This is a genomic window from Amycolatopsis sp. NPDC059027 (genome assembly GCF_042739735.1).
Taxonomy (GTDB): Bacteria; Actinomycetota; Actinomycetes; order Mycobacteriales; family Pseudonocardiaceae; genus Amycolatopsis.
The window spans coordinates 18,260-20,403 of the sequence record NZ_JBHYIK010000116.1 but is presented as its reverse complement, the minus strand read 5'-3'; the positions used below and the strand labels follow the sequence as shown (position 1 = coordinate 20,403).

Genomic DNA, 2,144 nt, shown 5'->3' with positions numbered 1-2,144 from the left:
CCGTTCACGCCCCCTTGGTCGCAACCACCGCCCAAAATGGGGGAATACACGGACCACGAAAGCGGGCCGCGGCTCACCGCAGCAGCGCGATGGCCTCCGCGAAGGTGTCCATGCTGAGCTCGACCACCGAGAAATACGTCAGTCCATAGGTTTCCCGGTATTCGCGCAGGGTGTCGGCGATCGCCGAAGCGCTGCCGCTCAGAATGCCGGGGAGCTTTCGGATCCGCTCGTCGGACAGGCCGGGGGCGAGCTGGCGCTGGAAGGACAGGTCGGCCGTCGAGGCGTCCGGGAAGGCGCCCTGGATGAGCAGGTTCAGTTCGGGTTCCGTCTCGCGCGGAGCAGCCGCGGCGCGCACGAGTTCCATCTTCTTCGCCAGCGCCGTGTGTCCGGTGTCGTTGTCGTCGAGGGGCAGGGCACCCGCGATGCCGACGATGTCGGCGTGCTCGGCGGCGAAGCGCAACACCCTGGGGCCTGTTCCGGCGATCATGATCGGCGGGCCGGGCTGCTGGGCCACCGGGGGCTGGTGGTCGGCGAACAGGCGGCGCAGTTCGGTCACGGTGTGTGTCAGGTGATCCACGCGTTCCCCCGCGCTGGGGAAGGGGAGGCCCACGGCGTCGAATTCTTCCTTGACGTAGCCCGCGCCGAGGCCGAGTTCGAGCCGTCCGTCGACAAGGAGGTCGGTGGTGGCGACCTCCCTGGCGAGCAAGGCGGGACGGTAGAAGCCGGCATTCAGCACATAGGTGCCCAAGCGAGCCGTGGCGGTGACCTCCGCGGCCGCCGCCAGCGCGGGAAACGGCGCGGGAAGGCCGAGATGGTCGGGCACCTGGATCACGTCGTAGCCAAGGTCTTCCGCGCGCCGTGCCTTGTCTCGCCACTTCGCGCGCGATTCGCAGATGGCCATGTTCACGCCGAAACGGAATGGACGGGCGGACATACGTTCTCCTCTGGTCTGCGGACATCCCCGAGAACGATCTTAGGCAGCTTCCCAGGGTGCGGCACCGGCTTTCCGGACATCGAAAACTGGCCGAAAGGCCCTGAATGGGCGAGGATTGAAGGCTTCCCGGCGCCGTCCGGCTCACCGCAGCTGCGCGATGACCTCCGCGAAGGCGTCCCTGTGGAACTCGAGCACCGTGAAATACGTGATCCCGTACTTCTCCCGGTATTCGTGCAGGGTCTCGACGATCGCAGAAGGGCTGCCGCACAGGACGCCGGGCAGCGCGAGGAGCCGTTCGTCCGACAGGTCCGGGGCGAACCTGCGCTGGAAGGACAAATCGATCGCCGCGGCGTCCCGGGCGACGGCCTTGACGAGCAGGTTCAGTTCGAGGTCCGCCGCGCGCGGGCCGGCGGCGGAACGCACGAGTTCGATCTTCTCCGCCAGCGCGCCGTGTCCGGTGTCGTTGTCGTCGAGGGGCAGGGCACCCGCGATGCCGACGATGTCCGCGTGCTGGGCGGCGGCGCGCAGCAGCCGCTTTCCCTGTCCGGCGATCATGATCGGCGGCGCCGGGCGCTGGACGGGCGCGGGCTGGTGGTCCGCGCCGAGCAGGGCGCGCAGCTCGGTCACGGTCCGTACCAGATGGTCCAGACGCTCGCCCGCGCTCGGGAAGGGGAGACCCGCGGCTTCGAACTCGGACTGGACGTAGCCCGCGCCGAGGCCGATTTCGAGGCGGCCGTCACTGAGCAGGTCGACCGTGGCGGCTTCCCGCGCGAGCAGGGCCGGACGGTAGAAACCGGCATTCAGTACATAGGTGCCCAGACGTGCCGTGGTGGTGACTTCCGCGGCCGCCGTCAACGCCGGGAACGGCGCGGGCCTGCCCAGGTGGTCGGGAACGTTGAGCACGTGATAGCCCAGATCCTCGGCCTGTCGTACCTTGGCCTGCCACTCGGTTCGTGAATCGCTGGTGAGCAGGTTGACGCCGAAACGGAACGGGCGGGTGGTCATACGGTCTCCTCGGTGACGCGGTCGAACAAAGATCATTCTAGGTCGGTCCGGCACCGCGCGACACCGATTTCCCAAGCCGGAAGCCGCCCCCCGCCCCCCGCGGGGGGGGGGGGGGGGGCTGGCCGCCCCCACACCCCCCGCGCCGCGCTCTGACTTACCCACAACGTCGGTGGGTTTGTGACGGGGGGCGCGGGGGGGGGTTTTG

2 protein-coding genes are annotated in these 2,144 nt (G+C 69.0%); both read right to left on the bottom strand.

The genetic code is table 11. From position 1 onward, the window contains the following. Positions 1 to 73 precede the first annotated feature (73 nt). Positions 74 to 934 carry a TIGR03621 family F420-dependent LLM class oxidoreductase gene (locus tag ACFWY9_RS42695; RefSeq protein ID WP_378341573.1) on the bottom strand — a complete coding sequence of 287 codons (861 nt, stop codon included), beginning with the start codon at positions 932 to 934 and terminating at the stop codon, positions 74 to 76. A 141-nt stretch (positions 935 to 1,075) separates the two neighbouring features. Continuing rightward, entirely contained in the window at positions 1,076 to 1,939 is an 864-nt protein-coding gene (locus tag ACFWY9_RS42690; RefSeq protein ID WP_378324156.1) for a TIGR03621 family F420-dependent LLM class oxidoreductase, read from the bottom strand. Between the last annotated feature and the right edge of the window lie 205 nt (positions 1,940 to 2,144).

Bases quoted from the DNA above. Each gene is read 5' to 3' on its own strand.
- ACFWY9_RS42695 (WP_378341573.1), bottom strand. From the start codon at position 934: ATGTCCGCCCGTCCATTCCGTTTCGGCGTGAACATGGCCATCTGCGAA.
- ACFWY9_RS42690 (WP_378324156.1), bottom strand. From the start codon at position 1,939: ATGACCACCCGCCCGTTCCGTTTCGGCGTCAACCTGCTCACCAGCGAT.